At 51.4% G+C, this 19,728-nt stretch carries 16 protein-coding genes; 12 read left to right on the forward strand and 4 right to left on the reverse strand.

Annotated elements, in window-relative coordinates; all coding sequences use genetic code 11:
• The first annotated feature begins 82 nt into the window (after positions 1-82).
• Together ABD843_RS14980 and ABD843_RS14985 are read left to right on the forward strand one after the other, a co-directional pair.
• Positions 83-670, forward strand: coding sequence for a YdeI/OmpD-associated family protein (locus ABD843_RS14980; RefSeq protein WP_345084891.1), 588 nt, complete (start codon positions 83-85; stop codon positions 668-670).
• A 99-nt stretch (positions 671-769) separates the two neighbouring features.
• The gene (locus ABD843_RS14985; protein WP_345084893.1) at positions 770-4,240 is read left to right on the forward strand and encodes a TraB/GumN family protein; all 3,471 of its coding nucleotides are present in this window, start codon (positions 770-772) and stop codon (positions 4,238-4,240) included.
• Between the two features lie 20 nt (positions 4,241-4,260).
• Here the strand turns inward: ABD843_RS14985 and ABD843_RS14990 are convergent, their stop codons facing one another.
• On the reverse strand, positions 4,261-4,680 hold the full coding sequence (locus ABD843_RS14990; RefSeq protein WP_345084896.1) for a DUF3828 domain-containing protein: 420 nt from the start codon (positions 4,678-4,680) through the stop codon (positions 4,261-4,263).
• A gap of 228 nt (positions 4,681-4,908) precedes the next feature.
• On the opposite strand from ABD843_RS14990, the gene ABD843_RS14995 reads away from it, so the two are divergent.
• The 6 genes from ABD843_RS14995 to ABD843_RS15020 all read left to right on the forward strand — a co-directional run bounded on the left by ABD843_RS14995 (position 4,909) and on the right by ABD843_RS15020 (position 12,157).
• Positions 4,909-6,657 carry a DEAD/DEAH box helicase gene (locus ABD843_RS14995; protein ID WP_345084899.1) on the forward strand — a complete coding sequence of 583 codons (1,749 nt, stop codon included), beginning with the start codon at positions 4,909-4,911 and terminating at the stop codon, positions 6,655-6,657.
• A gap of 325 nt (positions 6,658-6,982) precedes the next feature.
• Positions 6,983-7,360 carry a response regulator gene (locus tag ABD843_RS15000; protein ID WP_345084902.1) on the forward strand — a complete coding sequence of 126 codons (378 nt, stop codon included), beginning with the start codon at positions 6,983-6,985 and terminating at the stop codon, positions 7,358-7,360.
• A gap of 43 nt (positions 7,361-7,403) precedes the next feature.
• Complete coding sequence (gene truB, locus ABD843_RS15005; RefSeq protein ID WP_345084905.1) at positions 7,404-8,120, forward strand: tRNA pseudouridine(55) synthase TruB; 717 nt, start codon at positions 7,404-7,406, stop codon at positions 8,118-8,120.
• A 175-nt stretch (positions 8,121-8,295) separates the two neighbouring features.
• Positions 8,296-9,933, forward strand: a complete 1,638-nt coding sequence (locus ABD843_RS15010; RefSeq protein ID WP_345084908.1) for a hypothetical protein — start codon at positions 8,296-8,298, stop codon at positions 9,931-9,933.
• A 157-nt stretch (positions 9,934-10,090) separates the two neighbouring features.
• Positions 10,091-11,632 (forward strand): YifB family Mg chelatase-like AAA ATPase, encoded by a 1,542-nt coding sequence (locus tag ABD843_RS15015; RefSeq protein WP_345084911.1) that lies wholly within the window; start codon positions 10,091-10,093, stop codon positions 11,630-11,632.
• A gap of 207 nt (positions 11,633-11,839) precedes the next feature.
• On the forward strand, positions 11,840-12,157 hold the full coding sequence (locus ABD843_RS15020; RefSeq protein ID WP_345084914.1) for a helix-turn-helix domain-containing protein: 318 nt from the start codon (positions 11,840-11,842) through the stop codon (positions 12,155-12,157).
• Positions 12,158-12,229: 72 nt separating this feature from the next.
• Here the strand turns inward: ABD843_RS15020 and ABD843_RS15025 are convergent, their stop codons facing one another.
• Together ABD843_RS15025 and ABD843_RS15030 are read right to left on the reverse strand one after the other, a co-directional pair.
• Positions 12,230-12,961 (reverse strand): DNA-formamidopyrimidine glycosylase family protein, encoded by a 732-nt coding sequence (locus tag ABD843_RS15025; RefSeq protein ID WP_345084917.1) that lies wholly within the window; start codon positions 12,959-12,961, stop codon positions 12,230-12,232.
• 27 nt (positions 12,962-12,988) lie between these two features.
• On the reverse strand, positions 12,989-13,354 hold the full coding sequence (locus ABD843_RS15030; RefSeq protein WP_345084920.1) for a DUF6496 domain-containing protein: 366 nt from the start codon (positions 13,352-13,354) through the stop codon (positions 12,989-12,991).
• Between the two features lie 217 nt (positions 13,355-13,571).
• Here ABD843_RS15030 and ABD843_RS15035 point away from each other — a divergent pair, with 217 nt between their 5' ends.
• Positions 13,572-15,719 carry a prolyl oligopeptidase family serine peptidase gene (locus ABD843_RS15035; RefSeq protein ID WP_345084923.1) on the forward strand — a complete coding sequence of 716 codons (2,148 nt, stop codon included), beginning with the start codon at positions 13,572-13,574 and terminating at the stop codon, positions 15,717-15,719.
• 113 nt (positions 15,720-15,832) lie between these two features.
• Here the strand turns inward: ABD843_RS15035 and fsa are convergent, their stop codons facing one another.
• Positions 15,833-16,486: a fructose-6-phosphate aldolase gene (gene fsa, locus ABD843_RS15040; RefSeq protein WP_345084925.1), complete on the reverse strand. Its 654-nt coding sequence runs from the start codon at positions 16,484-16,486 to the stop codon at positions 15,833-15,835.
• A 216-nt stretch (positions 16,487-16,702) separates the two neighbouring features.
• Here fsa and ABD843_RS15045 point away from each other — a divergent pair, with 216 nt between their 5' ends.
• The 3 genes from ABD843_RS15045 to ABD843_RS15055 all read left to right on the forward strand — a co-directional run bounded on the left by ABD843_RS15045 (position 16,703) and on the right by ABD843_RS15055 (position 19,713).
• The gene (locus tag ABD843_RS15045; protein WP_345084927.1) at positions 16,703-17,845 is read left to right on the forward strand and encodes an acyl-CoA dehydrogenase; all 1,143 of its coding nucleotides are present in this window, start codon (positions 16,703-16,705) and stop codon (positions 17,843-17,845) included.
• Between the two features lie 228 nt (positions 17,846-18,073).
• A complete protein-coding gene (locus ABD843_RS15050; protein WP_345084929.1) occupies positions 18,074-18,748 on the forward strand; it encodes a calcium-binding EGF-like domain-containing protein in 675 nt (224 codons plus the stop codon).
• Positions 18,749-18,810: 62 nt separating this feature from the next.
• Positions 18,811-19,713 (forward strand): DUF72 domain-containing protein, encoded by a 903-nt coding sequence (locus ABD843_RS15055; protein WP_345084932.1) that lies wholly within the window; start codon positions 18,811-18,813, stop codon positions 19,711-19,713.
• The last annotated feature ends 15 nt before the right edge of the window (positions 19,714-19,728 follow it).

Below are 19,728 nucleotides of genomic sequence, written 5' to 3' on the forward strand. Positions count from 1 at the left end.
CGCAGCTTTACAAAGTACACCTGTACATGTTACAGAATTCGCACATCACACTGGTCCAAACTGTTCGTACATTCGATCTTGCATGACCCCCAAAGAAAAACAGATAGAGACCTTTTACCCTGCAAGCGTACAGGAGTGGCGCTTGTGGCTGCAGCAGCATCACGATAAGAAACCATCTATATGGATCGTTTGCTACAAAAAGGAGACCGGCATACCTACCATAACATGGAGCGAGGCTGTAGACGAGGCGCTCTGTTTCGGCTGGATCGACAGTACGCGCAGGTCTGTAGATAGCGGCAGCTTCATACAGTTCTTTACCCGGCGCAAACCTACTAGCACATGGTCCAGGATCAATAAGGAGAAGGTAGACCGCCTGACGGCAGAAGGCCGTATGACCCCTGCAGGCCAGGAAGTGATAGAAAAGGCGAAAAAGAACGGATCGTGGGAGTTGCTGGACCAGGTAGAGGATCTGGCCATACCCAAAGAAATGGAGAAGGAATTCAAGTTGCACCCCGGTTCCAAAGACTTTTTCCTGGGCCTTAGCAGGTCTGTGAGAAAACAGATGCTGCACTGGGTGACCATGGCCAAACTGCCCGAGACAAAGCACAAGCGTATAAAAGAGATAGTGACCCATGCGGCACAGCAGCAGAGGGCTCCGCGGTTCAGGTAGTGCCCTGGTCCGTTCTTTGGGCATAAGTTCTGCTGCTTATATTATGATGCTTACCAATAATACACGACTTTTGGTCTTTGTATTTTAATACATATCCTTATGAGATCCTTCATACCCTTTCTTATACTGTTGTTCGCCCTGCATATGCCTGCTCATGCGCAGGAGACCGGCAAGACCCTATTGTGGCGTATCACCGGCAACGGGCTGCAAAAGCCATCTTATCTCTATGGCACCATGCACCTGAAGGCCCGCAAGCTTTTCGATTTCCCCGATTCCCTCTATGCCGCCCTCGACAATACCGAGGTCTTTGCGCTAGAGGTCAATCCCGACAGCCTCAACAACCTTGTTACCGACTATGCCGATAAACTCATAAACAAGAAGGAAAAAGATGAGGACCACAAGAAGGAGAAAAAACTCAGGGATATACTTACACCCTCAGAACTGAGGACCCTGCGCGAGAACCTGCCCGCCGGCAGCGACATAGATCCCGAAGAACTGACCGTGAAGCAGGCCTATCTTATGAAAGATAAACTGACCCGCCACCGTACCCACAAAGACGACATGTCCACCTTTGTAGATGCTTACCTCTATTCTATAGCCAAAGACAAGGACAAGATCATATCTGGCCTGGAACGTATGGAAGACCAGTTGAACCTGCTGCTGGAGACCGATATGAGTTCTGTGGACCCCAAGAAAATGGCCAATTACATCAGCAGCAGCACATCTATAGAGGACCAGATGATAGAGATGTACCTCGATAAGGACCTGGATGCGCTGCTGAAGCTCACCAACCTGATGTCGGAAAAACAGGAGGACCTCCTGCTCACCGAGCGCAACAAGACAATGCTGCACAGCATGGATAGCATTATGCAGTTACATTCCCTGTTCAGCGCTGTGGGAGCGCTGCACTTGCCCGGCGCTCATGGCCTTATCAGCCTGCTGCGTGCAAAGGGTTATACCGTACGGCCGGTCATGTGCAATACTTATAAGAATGGTGCCGATTACAAGTTCAGGGCCGAAGGGGCCAATTGGGTCACCGTCACCAGCGAAAAAGATGGGTACAGCATAGCCATGCCCGGCCAGCCCAACGACATCAATGCAGGCAACGGTACAGTGGTCATGAAGATGTATTTCGATCTCGTATCTTCCAAGTGCTATATCGTCAATCATACCAACCGGCCCGATACTTCCACCTCGCCCGATGAGCTGGCCGACATCATGGCAAAGAGCATGTCTGCCGTTGCCGATGATATAGAATCGCGGCCCGTTAAGAACGGTGGCCTTACCGGCAAGGAGTATTTTTTCAAGGGCAAGGCCGACCTGCATTACCATATGCAGATACTGGTGAACAATACCGATATATACATGCTGGGCGTATATGCCCAGGGGCCCACAGTGCGCAATGCCGATGCCTTTTTCAATTCGTTCAGGCGCATACCCAAATCCAGCGCAGCCCTCATCACCCGCACGTTCGATGATATACGCCTCACAGCCTCTGTACCCGACAATAAGCCGGTACGCGCCGTAGAGCATTCCGAAGATTCATCGGGCAAGCAGACGGTATATACCATAGTCGATCCTGCATTGGGGGTCTATTATTTCATAGTATGCAACGAGGTAGGTGTCGGTTACAATTTCAACAACGATACTGTGTTCGTACGCGGTATGAAAGACAAGCTGGCAGGGCAAAAGCTGGGGAGCACCTTCAGCAAGATAAGCCACGATGGCTATAACGGATATGATATAGAGACCGATCTGTTCAGCAATATGCGTATAAAGAGCAGGCTCCTGTTCTGCGGCAACAGGGAGTACAATGCACTGGTACAATACCCCGATAATGAGAAGAACAGCGCCGGTGCCGATGAGTTCCTGCGCTCTTTGCGTGTCATACCTTCATATCCAGCATCTATGCACCTGCAGATGCCATCTACAGGGGCGTTCAGCACTTTTGCACCTCTTCCTTTCCGCGAAGATACCGCCGATGGACCAGGTGTAGATACCACCATGCCCTATACGCTTACCTACCAGTGCTTCGATACCGGTACACTGCTTACCTACGATATACGCGTGAAGCGGCTGAGCCCCTACTACTGGAATACCGACGATACCCTCATGCTCCGTACATGGATCAGTATGGTCATACTTCCTACCGATTCTACCCCCGTCTATACATACCGCACAAAAGACGGCATGCTGTATGGCGAGGCCCGCGCTTACAAGACCTATTCCGATAAGATACACCGCATAGTTGCCATAAGCGATGGTCGCACCCGTTATATGCTCGACTGCACCTACCCCATATCGCTGAAGGACGACAGGCGTATAGATTCCTTCTACTCAGCATTCAGGGTATTAAAGAGAGACCTCCAGTCCCTGCGCCGGTCTTCCGATGCTCTGCTTGCCGATCTGCATAGTGCCGACTCTGCCACCAATGCCCGTGCCAACAAGTCTATAGACGAGGTGTTCTTTTCCACGAACGATCTGCCTATTTTGCTCAGAGAGGCATGTCGTCCTTTTCCATACGATACCTCGTCCACCACTTATGAGGACATCAGCTCAAGGCTTTTCGACCTGGTGGTACGCTATGCAGATAGCATCACATTGCCACAGCTAAAGGCGTTGTACAATGATCCTGTTATAGCCCGGAAAGGCCGCCAGTTCAATGTACTGAATATGATATCCGACAAGGAAGATACCGTGGCCGCATATAGTATCATCAAAGAGCTATTGCTCACCTCTCCGCCTGCCCACGGCAGTTCCTACCTGTCCTATTACAGGCTCAGGAGGCATCTGCCATTGGTGCGTACACTTTATCCCGAGCTGTTGCAGCACTGTGCCGATAGTACCATCAGCTACCTTGTTTGTGAGCTTGCACACGACCTCTTGGACAGTGGTCGCATCTCCATGAACGAGATATTCCCATACGCCGCCACCATCATAGAAAAGAGCAGGCAGCAAAGGCAGCACAATGGCGCCATGCCCGATAAAAGCCTGCTTCACCTGCTGGCCCGTATCGGTTCCGCAGATGCCTGGAAGGAAATAGAACAGTATCAGTATATAAACAAGAACGGCTTGCGCTACGCGGCCGTAGTGGTGCTTGTAGATAGCCAGCGTACGCCGGCACCCGCCGTGCTGGACAGCATAGCTGCCGATAGAGACCTCAGGAAGGGCCTGTACGATATGCTGGACAAGCATGGCCGCATCTCCCTCTTCCCACGGCGTTTTCTAAAGCAGGAGCACTTTGCCGAAAGCAGTATATCGGAAATGGACTACGAAGGATATTACAGCAATTACACACCTATAGGCACCCGGATGGAAATGTATAAGGGCAAAAAGCAGAAGTTCTACCTCTACGATATAGAGGAGATAGAAAGCGGTAAGCACTACCTGGGTGTGGCCGGGCCTTACAAAGACAATGTCTCCCTTACCATAGACAGCGATGACGATGCCTCTGGTATGTACGAAGAGCCGCTGGATAAGACGAATGTGAACAACCAACTGAAAGTGTACCTCATAAACAAGAAGATAGCCGATACCCGCAATGCCGACAAGGTCAGCGATACCGATTAGGTATCAACCCCTCGGGCTGCCTATTTCTTATTGTCCACCACATCGTCTATTTTCCATTCGCCATCTTCCTTGGCCATGGTCACTACTATGTTGTGGCTGTTGTGCTGTGCATCGGTCTGGTAGCTCACACGGTATTCTTTCTCGCGGCCCTGGGTGGCTTTGGTCACAGTAAGGGTCCTGGTCCATTTTGTATCATAGCCCTGCCCCGATATCACAGGGTCGTAGTCTATGTCCGTATCGTCATAAGAGCGTGCCAGGAAACCCCGTGTGCAGTATTTCATCAGCGTATCACGGCTGAATTGCTCGTTCGGTTCCCTCCTGTCGTTCTCGGTTATGTAGTAGGTATAGAAGCGCTTTAGTTTTTCTTCATTGCTTTCATGTGCGGTATCCTCGCATGCGCACAGTAGCACGGGTAAAAGCAGTAGCTTTAAAGATCTCATCAGGGGGTATATTTATTCGCAAGGTAAGGAACCGCCCGCACATCACCGGCACTTATTATTGGGTGGTAGTTCGTTGTGCTACAGCGTTTAGCATCGTTCTTATGTCTTCTCTTATGTTGCCTTTCCAATATTTTTTGATCATTTTAACCTTTTTTATATCGATGATCCGTACCTTTGCACCCGCATTTACCATACAGGTAGTGCATTTTTATCATAAAAGTTCTTTTAATGACTTCATTTTCATCGTTCTCCCTCAGGGAAGAACTGACGCAGGCTATTTCTGACCTTGGCTTTGAGACTCCTACTCCTATCCAGCAAAAAGTAATACCAACTCTCCTAACAGATCCCCAGGACATAATAGGGCTTGCGCAAACCGGTACCGGCAAAACTGCCGCATTCGGGCTGCCCTTACTTCACCACGTTGATGTATCGGAAAGGCATGTACAGTGCCTGGTGCTTAGCCCCACACGCGAACTCTGTATGCAGATACAGGAAGAAATGGGCAAGTATGGCGCATACATGCGCGGACTGCGCATTACTGCCGTTTATGGCGGCATGCCCATAGGTGGGCAGATACGCGAACTGAAAGGCCATCCGCAGGTGGTAGTGGCCACACCCGGCCGCCTTATAGACCTGCTGGAACGCAAGGCGATCAGCCTTGATGATGTAAAGTATGTAGTGCTCGACGAGGCCGACGAGATGCTGAACATGGGCTTCCGCGAGGATATAGACCTCATACTGAAGAATACCCCTTCGCGCGAGCATACATGGCTCTTCAGCGCCACTATGAGCAACGAGGTGCGCGGCATAGCCAAGCGCTTCATGAAGGACTGGAAGGAATTCGCTTCGGCGGCGGCCAATACCACCAACGAGAACATCGATCACCAGTACTACGTTACCCAGCACCACAACAGGTTCGAGACCCTGCGCCGCCTGCTCGATTTCACACCGGGTATATATGGTATCATATTCACCCGTACCAAGCAGGACTGCCAGGAGATAGCCGAAAAACTGATGAAAATGGGCTACCATGTAAGCCCCCTGCATGGCGATATGGACCAGAAGATGCGCAGCAAGGTAATGGAGCGCTTCAAGAACAAGAGCCTGCAGTGCCTGGTGGCCACAGACGTGGCCGCGCGTGGTATAGACGTGAACGATATCACACACGTTATAAACTACGAACTGCCTGACGACCCCGAAGTATATACACACCGCAGCGGCCGTACGGCCCGCGCAGGCAAAAGCGGTATATGCATGAGCATAGTATCGCCCAAGCAGATATCCAACATACGCCAGATAGAGCGTATGGTGAAGCAGAAGTTCCACAAGAGCGATATACCCGACGGTGCAGAGGTAGTGCGCAAACGCCTGTTCTTCTACATGGAGCAGATAGCCAGTGCAGAGCCCCGTGCCGACTTTGCCAAGCTGTACCGCGATAGCATACACGAGCAGTTCGCCGATGTGGACAAGGACGAGCTCATACGCAAGCTCATATGGCTGCAACTGCGCGATACCATAGATGTATATCAGGACTCCGACGACCTTAATGCAGGTTACGAGAGCAAGGAACGCAGTGGCAGGGGTGGCCGTTTTGCCCGCATATTCATAAACCTGGGCGAAAAAGATGGCCTCAGTGCCCAGAAGCTCGTACAGTTCATCACAGAGTCTACCGATATAGAGTCTAACGTCATAGAGCGTGTTACCGTGCGCGAGCTCAGCAGCTTCTTCAATGTGCCCGGCGATGCTGCTCCTTACATCATAGAGCAGTTGTCGTCCAAGAAATTCAAAGGTCGCAAGGTAAGGCTCGAAGAGACCGACCAGAACCAGGCCCGCGGCTATGCTGGTGGCGGCGGTGGCTACCGCGGTGGCGACAGGCCCAAGCCCGGTCCCCGCTATAGCAACGATATACGTTCCTATGGCGACCGCAATTCTGGCGGTGGTGGCGGAGGCTACAAAGGCCGCAAGCGCTCATCATAGTACCACTTAGGTATCAGCGATACACGATCATTAACGATCCCATGATCTCACAGATCATGGGATCGTTGTTTTTAGGAAGATCAGGTATTAGGTATTAGGCCATGGGGATCTGTGATCTGGGAATTAGGTATTAGGAATTTGGGATCTGGAATTTGGGATTTGGGATCTGGAATTTGGAATTTGAAATTTGGGATCTCCCTAATACCTAATACCTAATACCTAATACCTAATACCTAATACCTAATACCTAATACCTAATACCTAATTCCCTAATTCATAACTCATAATTCCTAATTCATAATTCAAACTTCCCTATCTTTATAATATGGCCACAGAAAAAAAGATATTCATAGTAGATGACAACGAGATGCTGTCCATGGCGCTCGAAGACCATCTTACCCGCCGTGTCGATCATGAAGTATCTACCTTCACCACCGGCGAGGAATGTATGGAGCAGATAGGCGATATGCCCGATGTCGTCATTCTCGACCGCAATCTCGATTCCGAGGACAAGAACGCAAAGAACGGGGTAGAGATATTGGCCGCTATCAAAGACTATGCTCCCGGCATACATGTCATCATGTTCTCGGGCGAGGCAGGTACCGGCACGGCCGATCCCCTCACCAGCCGCGCCGATCATCATATATACAAGAGCGAGGACGCCTTCGACCAGATAGCCGCCATCATCAGCCAGATGTCCTAGGCGTTTCCTATCTACCCCCAATAGGCTTACCTTTGCGCCCGACATGCAGAAACGACCTTTACCCGCCGATCTGAAGAAGGGCGGGGTGATACTTGTGGACAAACCATACAAATGGACATCGTTCGATGCCATAAACCAGATAAAGATAGCCCTGCGTGCCAAGATAGGTCATTGCGGCACCCTCGATCCCCTGGCCACCGGCCTGCTCATATGCTGCACCGGCGAAATGACCAAACGCATATCAGACTACCAGCAGTTGCCAAAGGAGTATACAGGCATCATTCACCTGGGTGCCATTACCGATACCTACGACCTCGAAAGCCAGCCGCACACACCCATGCCGTATGAGCACATCACGCAGGAGGCCATAGATGCCGCCGTGGCAAAGTTCACCGGCGATATCATGCAAACACCGCCCATTCATTCTGCCATCAAAAAAGATGGCAAGCGAGCCTACGACCTCGCCCGTGCTGGCAAGGAAGTAGTGCTCGATGCCCGCCCCGTTACCATAGGCGAGCTGGAGATCACCAAAGTGGCCCTGCCCGAGCTACATTTCAGGGTACTTTGCAGCACAGGTACATATATACGTTCCCTTGCGCACGATATAGGGCAAGAGCTGGGTTGCGGAGGCTACCTGCAAGAGCTGCGCCGTACCAAAATAGGCAATTTCAAGGCCGAGGATGCCCTGACCCCTCCTGCCTGGAAGGAATACTGGAAAGATACCGCTACCGGGCCCGATATGGGTGTACCGGAGCCCTGACCCCTCTACCATTTTCTGCGGCAAATAATATGGTAAGATCACTTGTTAATCACTGGTTATCGCGCAACTAATCACCCGTTAAACAGGGCCGATAATAACTGCATATCTGCAGATCGGGCGTAATATTGTAAGGATTTTAGTATGTCTCTGCCTATTACTAATTGATAATATTTTTATGGAAAGGAGTAGTGCATTCTTGGGGAAGATGGAAGACCTTGTAAGGCAGGTAGTTGCATATCACAACATACCGTGTTACAGGGTCGCTTCTGCTATAGAGAACCATGTGAACGCTAATGGAGAGCATGTGGCCGTACCGGTGGTAAGGGTAGTGGGCTTTTTCGAAGATACCATCAGTACCATCACCGGCGTGCTCAATAGCGAGTTCGAGCTGTACCAGGTCAATGTTACCGGTGCCGATGCCTTCGCCGCCTCTTCCAAAGTATACCAGGCCAGCCTCAGGGAAAACCGCATAGACCTTCCCGAATACAACATACTGCGCCCATACAAGTTCGAAGTACATGTATCTTCCATATTGCAGGATGTGTACAGTGCTATGTACCTCAGCCTCACAGGCAACAATGGTACGTCCATGCAAGACCATATCCGCAGGGATTTCAACCGCATAGGTGCCTTCCTGGAAATGGCCGATATCGAGTTCATCAAGATACGCAATAAAGTAGGTAGTGCCGATGACGGTATGGCGTACAGTGCTATGCCGCATCTGCCCACTGCCGACCGCCAGGGCTTTACACCTGTTTCCGGGCAGCAAGTGGCCGAGCCCGTTACCGCTGCTCCGCAGCAGGTAGCAGAGACACCTGTACAGGCCACTATAGCCGAGCAGATACCTGCCGCTAAGGACAACCATATAGAGCATATACAGTCGATGGATATGTCGGTAGACAGCTTCGACTCGCTGGCTGTCAGCATCGGTAATGTCGATAGCAGGAACAGCGCTTCCGGCAACGACTATTTCGATATGCTCACCTCCTCTTCTTCGCAGAAGCAGACCGATAGTTACGACCTTGTGTCTTCTGAGAAGAACACTCCTGTAGTGGCAGAGGTCATTGAAGAAATAAAGCCCGTAGAGAATGTAGTGCCTGAGCCAGCTCCTGCACCTGTGGCCGAAACACCTGCCGCTACTACCCCCGAGGTACAGGAGACCCCCAAGGCAGGTTTCGCTCCGTCCGAAGGCGTGGCCCTGAACATAGATAAGATCGACACGTTCAATATGAATGTGAGCGGCATGATAGAGCGCACTACCGAGATAATACGCGAAGTAGGCGCAGGTGCAAATGGTGCCGCCACACCTGCCATAGCCGGTAGTGTGAAGAAGGAGGAAGAAGCCGATATGGATGAGAATGCGAACATGAACGACGCATCTCTGAAAGAATTCGTTATGACCAGCCCGCTGGTGAAGGAAGTGGACCGCATGATAGCCGAAAGGGCAGGTGCCAAGATAAATGACGATGTGGACATAGAAGGCGATGTAGAGCGCCTGCGTTTCCTGAAAGTGTTCACCCTGAAGCAGCTTCACGAAAGGATAGCTGACAATAAGGACGATGTTGTGGCCTTTGCCGAAAAATGGATAGGCAAGGACAATGGCGGTTCCTTCGATTCCGGTATATGTCTCTTCTACCTCGAGTACCTGCTTGTAGGCAAGAAGAACGACCCTGCCTTCTCGGTAGAGTATGTGCTCAAGTTCATATCCGATAACGACTATAGCGCGCGCTACATCATACCTACATACAATGCCATCAGGCATGCTGCAGGCGAGCCGCAGTCGTCCAATTTCGCTCACCTCACACTGAAGTGATCGTAGCTGCTTTTATTGTTCCAGATAGATATTCAGGTCCTGCGCAACAGCGCAGGACCTTTGCTTTGTGGATATGTTCATGCATATATAGCGGGGCATATCCTTGTATACAATTTCGTTATGCTTAAATTTACCGGCTAAATATCAGCACAGGCAAATGCTCGTAAAACTATTCGGCAGCGCGGTATATGGCGTAGACGCTATTACGATAACGGTAGAGGTAGATACGCCCGGCGGCCCTATAGGAGTATACATAGTAGGCCTTCCCGATAACGCGGTCAAGGAAAGTACCGACCGTGTCATATCGGCCATACAGAATACGGGTTACGACAGGCCGCGTGGCCGCATCGTCATCAATATGGCCCCTGCCGATATCAAGAAAGCAGGCGCCGCCTACGACCTGCCCATAGCCATGGGCATACTGGCCGCCACCGCGCAGGTGCCGCACCCGCAACTGCACGAATATGTGATGATGGGCGAGCTCTCGCTCGATGGCAGCGTAAAGCCCATAAAGGGAGCCCTGCCCATAGCCATAAAGACCCGTGCCGAGAAGTACAAAGGCCTTATAGTGCCCAAAGAGAACGCCCGAGAGGCCGCCCTGGTGAACAACCTGGAGGTATACGGGGTAGAGCACATCAGCGAGGTCATAGGCTTCTTTCGCGGCGATGTGGAGCTAAAGCCGCTGAAGGTGAACACCCGCGAAGAGTTCTTCGATGCGCAATCCCACTTCGAGCTCGATTTCAATGATGTAAAGGGCCAGGAAAATGTGAAGCGCGCGCTGGAGATAGCCGCAGCCGGTGGCCACAATGCCATACTCATAGGTCCGCCCGGCGCCGGCAAGACCATGCTGGCCAAAAGGCTGCCTACCATATTGCCGCCCCTCACCCTGCACGAGGCACTGGAGACCACCAAGATACACAGCGTGGCCGGCAAGCTGCCCGGCAATACATCGCTGGTAGCACAGCGCCCCTTCCGCAGTCCCCATCATACCATCAGCGATGTGGCCCTTGTAGGCGGCGGTGGCAATCCCCAGCCCGGCGAGATATCGCTGGCCCACAATGGCGTCCTCTTCCTCGATGAGTTGCCCGAGTTCAAGCGTACCGTGCTCGAGGTAATGCGCCAGCCTATGGAAGAGCGAAGGGTATCCATATCGCGTGCGAAGGTCAGCATCGATTTCCCGGCATCCTTCATGCTCATAGCCTCCATGAACCCATGCCCCTGCGGGTTCTTCAATCATCCCGAGAAGGAGTGTACCTGCTCTCCCATCATGGTGCAGCGCTACCTCAACAAGATCAGCGGCCCCCTGCTCGATCGTATCGACCTTCATGTCGAGGTCACGCCCGTACCCTTTTCCGAGCTATCATCGCAGCGCACCAGCGAGGCCAGTGACGATGTGCGTGCCCGTGTCATAAACGCCCGCGAGATACAGGCAAAACGCTATGAGGACAGCCCGGGTACCTATGCCAATGCACAAATGAGCAGCAAGCAGCTCAAAGAGATCTGCACCATCAATACCATAGGGCAGAACCTGCTGAAGACCGCCATGGAGCGCCTCAACCTCAGTGCCCGCGCTTACGACCGTATTCTCAAGGTCAGCCGCACCATTGCCGACCTCGCCGATAGCCCCGATATCCGCCCCGAGCACCTTGCCGAGGCCATCCAGTACCGCAGCCTCGATAGGGAAGGGTGGGGCGGATAACTATTTCTGTGTCATATTTACCGCGCTTTTACTCATTTTTGTACTTTTTACGTCATTTTTTAATATTTCACATAACATTAACCTGTTGTAATATTCCCGGTTATTAATAGTTATCGTAGCTTGCAGTTGTTATTCCCTCCCCAGGGGCATTGCATACCGTACCAGTATTGTAAGAACATAATACCGGATACGCAAAAACTATGACCTATGAATATCGGCTTTGCCATCAAGACCATCCGCACGCGTTTGGCCATCAGTCAATTGGAGCTTGCGGAAAGAAGCGGCATCACACAGACCGCCCTCTCGCAAATAGAGACAGGTAAGAAAAGGCCTGCACAGAAAACACTGGATAGTATCTGTGCGGCATTGGACATACCACAGTCCATCATATACCTTGTTGCTATAGAAGATACAGATGTATCGCCCGAAAAAAAGGCCGTATACGACATGCTGTACCCTTCTATAAAAACACTGGCCCTGCAGATGGTCGATCCGGCACATCACAGCCTCATGAACGAGAAATAACCCCACGGTACATCCATCAGGGCTATATTTTTAGGTCTTTCGGCCGATGGGTCTCCCCATCTTCCTGTTATTCTATTGATACAGGCGCTGGCATTCGTTGCAGAAAAAACTGCGCCGCTTCTTGGTACCTGTTATCTTCCGGGTGATGGGGCCATTGCACTTGCCGCATATGGTCTTCGTGTGGGCCAGCCAGTGCTTTTTCAGCTCATATTTCTTCTTCCACTCCAGGAAGTCGAAACTATAGTTGCGTGCCTCATCTACCATCTTTCGTGCCTTTGCCACGGGTAGTGCACCCACCGTCGATTCCGGGTGTACCTGTATGCGGTACAGCACTTCGTTCTTTATTATGTTGCCCACCCCTGCAAATATGTCCTGCTCCAGTAGTGCATCGCATACCAGTTCGGCGGGTACCAGTTGTAGTTTCTCCATTGCTTTCTTTTTATCCCACGCATCGTTCATCACGTCTATGCTCATGTCGTAGTGGTCGCTCACATCGCCCTCCAGCATCTTTATAGAGCAGGAATAGAAGTTTATTTCCCCGTTCGTGAATGTCAGGCTCATTCTCGGGGCCTGTGGCTTGCGGTCGTTTATCCTGTACGACCCAAAGAGCAGGAAGTGTACCCTCACTATAAAACCATTGAAACAAATAAGGAAATGTTTGCCCCAGCTTTGCAGGCGCAGCACTTTTTTGCCCTTTAGGCGGGCCAGGTCTATTTTGCTGTTGCCACTCACGGCCGTTACCTTCCTTCCTGCGAATTTCGCTGCCTCCTCCTTGAGGATCACTATCGATGGGCCTTCGGGCATAGATGCGATGGGGTTTTGTCTGTCAGGTCATGCCTTCCTGGTGGCACGTTTCTTTGGGGCCGCTTTTTTAGCCGGTATGCTCTTTTGGGTAGCGGCTTTTTTCGTTGGGCTTTTTTTTGTGGCTGCCTTCTTGGGCGCTGCCTTTGGGGCGGATGCGCTCTTTTTTGTAGCGGTCTTTTTGGGTGCAGCCTTTTTAGCTGTCGCGCTTTTCCTGGTCGCGCTCTTTTTCTTCGGCACTTTTTCTCCCTCTTCCCGCGCTTCCGACAGGGCTATGGCCACAGCCTGTTTCGGGTCGGTCACTTTTTTCCCCGATCCGCTCTTTAGCCGCCCTTTTTTCATTTCGTGCATCTCTTCACGAACCTTCTCCTGTGCGCCTTTCGAATACTTTGCCATGGGTATGGGTTATGTGGTGAATAGAATGGTGTCAGGGTATTTCCCTAACAACAAAAATAGCCCTGCCCTCCGTCCCCACCGTGACGATCTGCCTGGGACATGTTATATAGTTCACACATAGCATATAGGTCTCCCCCTGTTGGTGGTAGGCTGTGCCATTGCTTATATCGTTACATTTGCCACAGTTTAGTTCATCAACATTTTAATGCAAATTCATATGAGGACGATCGCAGTTTGCAGCACATTATTATTTACAGGTATCATGGCGCATGCACAAATGAACGCATTCACGGGGCAGTATCCCGCAACGAAGAAAGTAGATCAGGCAGATGATTATTTCGGCACTAAGGTAGCAGACCCCTACCGCTGGCTGGAGAACGATATGGCCGATGATACCAAGGCATGGGTAGTAGAGCAGAACAAGGTCACAGATGCTTACCTCGACCGCATACCCTTCCGTTCCGATATAAAGAAGCGCCTCACCGAGCTGTGGAACTACGAGAAATACAGCGCGCCCTTCAAAGAAGGTGGTTATACCTACTTCTACAAGAACAATGGGCTGCAGAACCAGAGCGTGCTCTACAGGCAAAAGGGCGACAATACCCCGGAGGTATTCCTCGATCCCAATACCTTCTCCGCCGATGGCACATCATCGCTGCAGGGTATAGATTTCTCTAAAGATGGCTCACTGGCCGCCTACCAGGTGAGCGAGGGTGGCAGCGACTGGCGCAAGGTGATAGTGGTAGACACCCGCACCGGCAAAAAGGTGGATGATACCCTGCACGATGTCAAGTTCAGCGGTACATCATGGTTCATGAACGATGGCTTTTACTACAGCAGCTACGACAAGCCCAAGGGTAGCCAGCTATCTGAAAAGACTCAGATACACAAGCTCTACTACCACAAGCTGGGTACACCCCAAAGCCAGGACAAGCTCGTATTCGGCGGCGAGGCCACACCCCGCAGGTATGTGGGCGGCTATGTTACCGAAGATGGCAAGCTGCTCATCATATCGGCCGCCAATGCCACCTATGGCAACGAGATGTATATACGCGACCTCACCATGCCCGATGCTCCCATAGTGCCCGTGGTCACAGGCTTCGACAACGAGCAGGATGTGGTATATGCCGAAGGCAAGACCATGTACATCCTTACCAACCATGGCGCCCCCAACCGCAAGCTGGTAATGGCCAGTGCCGACAAGCCCGGTATGGAGAACTGGAAGACCATCATACCCGAGGGCAAGTTCCCCCTCAGTGTATCGGCCTGCGGCCGCAAGCTCTTCGCCCAATACCTGGAAGATGCAGTTTCAAAGGTCTACCAGTACGACCTGAATGGCAAAAAAGAACGCGAGATAGTGCTGCCCGGCCTGGGTACGGCAGGTGGCTTCGGTGGCAAAATGAATGAGACAGAACTCTACTATTCCTTCACCTCCTACGTCTATCCCTCCACCATCTTCCGGTACGATATAGCTTCAGGCAGGTCTGAGGTCTACAAGAGGTCGCAGGTCAAATTCGACCCCTCGCAGTACGAAAGCAAGCAGGTCTTCTACAACTCTGCCGATGGTGAACGCATTCCCATGATCGTTACTTACAAAAAGGGCATGAAGCTCACCGGCAAGAACCCATTACTGCTCTATGGCTATGGCGGCTTCAACGTCAGCCTCACACCATCGTTCAGTGTCAGCAACCTTGTGTTCATGGAGGCCGGAGGCATATATGCCGTGGCCAACCTGCGCGGTGGTGGCGAGTATGGCGATAAATGGCATGTGGCAGGCACCAAGCAGCAGAAGCAGAACGTCTTCAACGACTTCATAGCCGCCGCCGAATACCTCATAAAAGAGAAGTACACGTCCAAAGACCACCTGGCCATAGCAGGGGGCTCTAATGGTGGCCTGCTGGTAGGCGCCTGTATGACACAGCGCCCCGACCTATATAAGGTATGCTTCCCGGCAGTAGGCGTTATGGATATGCTGCGTTACAACAAGTTCACCGCAGGTGCAGGCTGGTCTTACGACTACGGTACTGCCGAGGACAGCAAGGAAATGTTCCAGTACCTGTACAAGTACTCTCCCGTACACAATGTAAAGAAGCAGGCATATCCCGCCACCATGGTCACCACCGGCGACCATGACGACCGCGTGGTACCTGCCCACTCTTTCAAGTTCGCATCGGCCCTGCAGGCCGGGCAAACGGGCGCCAACCCCACATTGATACGCATAGAGACCAAGGCAGGCCACGGTGCAGGCAAGCCCACAGACATGCTTATAGGCGAGCAGGCCGACAAATGGTCTTTCCTCCTCTGGAACATGGGCCTGCCCTACAAGGTAGCGCACACCCAGAAAGTAGACATATCAAAAGGATAGATTAACTAAGCAGATCAAATGCTCACATAGAAGAAGGGCTGACGATACCACGTCAGCCCTTCTTAATTACTATCGTACCAATTCCCAATACCCAATACCCAATACCTAATTCCCTACTGGAACACCTTCGCATCGTTCAGGAACTGCTGCAGGCCTATATCCGTCAGCGGGTGCTTCAGCAGGCCCAGTATCGATGACAATGGGCAGGTACATACATCGGCGCCGGCCTCGGCACAGCGTACTATATGCAGCGGGTTGCGTATCGATGCCGCCAGTACCTCTGTCATATAGCCTTGTGCGTTGTATATGCCCACTATCTGCTCTATCAGTTGCACGCCATCCCAGCTACCGTCGTCTATACGGCCTATGAAGGGCGATACGAAGGTAGCGCCTGCCTTGGCGGCCAGTATGGCCTGCCCTGCAGAGAATACCAGGGTACAGTTGGTCTTTATGCCATTGTCGGTGAACCATTTTATGGCTTTTATGCCGTCCTTTATCATAGGCACTTTCACCACTATATTGGGGTGTATCTCGGCTAGTTTCTTGCCCTCTTCCACCATCTCGGCAAAGGTAGTGCTCACTACTTCGGCGCTTACGGGACCATCCACTATGTCGCATATGGCTTTGTAGTGGGCGTTTATGGCATCGGTGCCTTTTATGCCCACCTTGGCCATCAGCGATGGGTTGGTGGTCACGCCGTCAAGTATACCCAGGTCATGCGCCTCCTGTATCTGGGCCAGGTCTGCTGTGTCGATAAAAAACTTCATATTATGATATTTGCAGAGGCAAAATTACTTAAATGAACGGGAACCGCATAACCGTTTTATACATGCCTTATTCACAAATGCCTATATGCATCCAATGCTATTCATCATTTATTGTACCGCAGGCTCTTAGGGTGTTCCACTTGTCAGATCTTTGATGTATTTTGCGGCCCGTACTTTTTCTAAAATATTCACGCAAGCAATAAAACGAGTAACGAAATGAATTTCCAGCTTACAGAAGAACAAAAAGCGGTACAGATGGCCGCAAGAGATTTTGCAAGGAACGAACTGCTTCCCGGCGTTATAGAGCGCGATGAAAAGCAGAAATTCCCTGCCGAACAGGTACAGAAACTGGGTGAGCTGGGCTTCATGGGCATGATGGTAGACCCTAAATGGGGTGGCTCGGGCATGGATACCATATCCTATGTACTGGCCATGGAAGAGATATCCAAGATAGATGCCTCTGTTTCGGTATGTATGAGCGTGAACAACTCGCTGGTATGCTGGGGCCTCGAAAAATATGGCAACGATGCACAGCGCGAAAAATACCTCGTTCCCCTGGCGTCAGGCCAGAAGATAGGTGCATTCCTCCTCAGCGAGCCCGAGGCCGGCTCTGATGCCACCTCTCAGCGTACTACAGCCGAAGACAAGGGCGATCACTACATACTTAATGGCACCAAGAACTGGATCACCAATGGTAGCTCTGCCTCTTATTACCTCGTTATAGCACAGACATACCCCGAAAAGGGCCACAGGGGCATCAATGCCTTCATAGTAGAGAAGGCATGGGCCGGTGTTACCGTAGGTGCCAAGGAGAACAAGCTCGGTATCCGCGGCAGTGATACGCACAGCATCATGTTCCAGGATGTGAAGGTGCCTAAGGAGAACCGCATAGGCGATGATGGCTTCGGCTTCACATTCGCTATGAAGGTGCTGGCAGGTGGCCGTATAGGCATCGCATCGCAGGCGCTGGGTATAGCCAGTGGCGCTTACGAGCTGGCCCTCAAATATTCTAAGGAGCGCAAGGCTTTCGGTACCGAGATATCCAACCACCAGGCCGTAGCCTTCAAGCTGGCCGATATGGCCACCGAGATAGAAGCTGCCCGCCTGCTCTGCCTCAAGGCCGCCTGGACCAAAGACCAGGGCCTCGACTACACACTGTCTGCCTCTATGGCCAAGCTGTTCGCTTCCGATATCGCCCAGCGCGTTACCAACGAGGCCGTACAGGTACACGGCGGCTATGGTTATGTGAAGGAGTTCCATGTAGAGCGCCTCATGCGCGATGCCAAGATCACACAGATCTACGAAGGTACCAGCGAGGTACAGCGCATTGTCATCAGCCGCACTGTGCTGAAGGGCTAAAAGACAACAAAGAACATTATACAAATAGTATCATATGCAGAGGCCGGTATCACCGGCCTCTGTTAGTTTATATTTTTCTCCTCCCTTTAGGGAGGTCGGGAGGGTTTTTTTCAAAGAAACTATTAATTTTATGCTCTTACCAAAAGTATACCATATCTTAGCCGTACAGCGTTAAGGGTAGTGGCAGTTATATCCATTTCCCCTGCTGTTATCTACAAAACACAACCGATGATGAAACAAACAAAGGCGATAGTTTATACAGTTATACTCACATTGCTGGCATTTGGCAGCGTTGTATACACTGCCTGCAGAAAGGACTATTGTAAGAACATGGTGTGCCAGCACGGCGGCACCTGCAACGATGGCGCCTGCATATGCCCGCAGGGTTTTACCGGTACCTATTGCCAAACGCCTAATGTATCTTCTATCGGCTTCCGCAACAATACTTTCACTCCCGTTACCATCACCGTAAATGGTGCCGAATATAGGGTAGACACCGGCAGCGTGCTCACATTCACCGGTTCACACGGCGATACCCTCAAGGGTACAGCCAAAACACATGGCCAGTACGGCCTCAATGTCGATCTGCCCGCGTTCAAAATAGTTTTCCCTGTGCGCAATACCCTCTATCACGATCTGGATGCGCCTGATAATACGTTCTTCCTCATGGCTACCAACAATAGCCCTGTTCCCTACATCACCCAGGTGCATGTTTTCAACGATGCCGATTCTGTGCTCGATATCACCGTTATCAACAATACCGGCGCTCCCCATTACATAGGCTATTACAATGCTACCCTGAGGTCGAAGGTGCGTCTCGAGAAAACGCCATACCGCTGGTCGTTCGATACGCTGAGCCTGCCTATGACCAAGAACCAGTATTTCAACGCCATAGCCAACTAAACGGCTCTTCCGGCAGTTGAGAAGGGATGAGTGTTGCATGTGATGAGTGAAAAGACCCTGCTATGGAATTCGGCAAGATACCTGTACAAGAACTAGAGGCTACCGACCTGCACCTGCGGCCGGAACCCGCCTCCAATGCGTCCATCCTGCACAAGGGGAAGGGCCATACTAAATTCTATATAGGCTGCGCAAAATGGGGCCGTAAGGACTGGATAGGAAAGCTATACCCGCCCGGCACCAAAGAGAAGGATTTCCTGCGGTACTATGCCCGCCAGTTCAATAGCATTGAGTTCAATGGGTTTTACTACAAGTTATACCCGCCAGAGCAGGTACTGAAATGGGTAGAGCAGGTGCCCAAAGATTTTCTCTTCTGTCCCAAGTTCACAGAGTCCATTACGCACCGCCAGCGGCTCAAAGGTACAGAGCAGGAGGTCACTGCCTTTCTCGAGGCCATCACTGCTTTCGGCCATCACCTTGGCCCCATATTTCTCATGCCGCATCCCGGCATGGGCAAAAAACAGTTCCCCGTTATCGCCGATTTCATAAATGCGCTCCCTACCGATGTAAAAGTATTCCTGGAGCTTCGGCATGAGGACTGGTACAAAGACCCCGATGGTTACGACAAAGACCTGCTCTTTTACCTTATGCAGCATAAGCGCGGCACAGTGATCACCGATGTGGCCGGCCGCCGCGATATAGTGCATATGCACCTCACCACCACCGAATGTTTCATTCGCTTCGTAGGCAATGCCCTGCATCCTACAGACTACACGCGTATAGATGAATGGGTGGCCCGTATAGGCCTGTGGATGAAGCAGGGGCTCGATACCTGCTACTTCTTTATGCACCAGCACGATGAATTGCACTCTCCCGAGCTCATAAAATACTTCATAGAGCAGATGAACAGGCACAATGGTACTGATATACCTCTCCCTGTACTCTATACTCAGCCGGGCCTGTTCTAAAGGCACCTGTCAAGG

Source organism: Nemorincola caseinilytica (assembly GCF_039540515.1).
Lineage (GTDB): Bacteria > Bacteroidota > Bacteroidia > Chitinophagales > Chitinophagaceae > Nemorincola > Nemorincola caseinilytica.